At 51.8% G+C, this 454-nt stretch carries 1 protein-coding gene; it reads left to right on the top strand.

The features are described 5' to 3' along the window. Nucleotides 1-454 (top strand): GTP-binding protein (locus F7Q90_RS26020; protein ID WP_151161202.1); only part of this gene is annotated, 454 nt, incomplete at both ends.

Here is a 454-nt window from a genome sequence, read left to right on the forward strand (position 1 = left end):
AACGTTCCATGCGTGTTCTCGATGGTGCGGTAATGGTTTACTGCGCAGTTGGTGGTGTTCAGCCGCAGTCTGAAACCGTATGGCGTCAGGCAAACAAATACAAAGTTCCGCGTATTGCGTTCGTTAACAAAATGGACCGCATGGGCGCGAACTTCCTGAAAGTTGTTGGTCAGATCAAAACCCGTCTGGGCGCGAACCCGGTTCCGCTGCAGCTGGCAATTGGTGCTGAAGAAGGTTTCACCGGCGTTGTTGACCTGGTGAAAATGAAAGCCATCAACTGGAACGATGCCGACCAGGGCGTTACCTTCGAATACGAAGATATCCCGGCTGACATGCAGGACCTGGCTAACGAATGGCACCAGAACCTGATCGAGTCCGCCGCAGAAGCTTCTGAAGAGCTGATGGAAAAATACCTGGGTGGTGAAGAACTGACTGAAGAAGAGATCAAACAAGC

Origin of the sequence: Pantoea stewartii subsp. stewartii (assembly GCF_008801695.1) — a bacterium.
Classification (GTDB): Bacteria; Pseudomonadota; Gammaproteobacteria; order Enterobacterales; family Enterobacteriaceae; genus Pantoea; species Pantoea stewartii.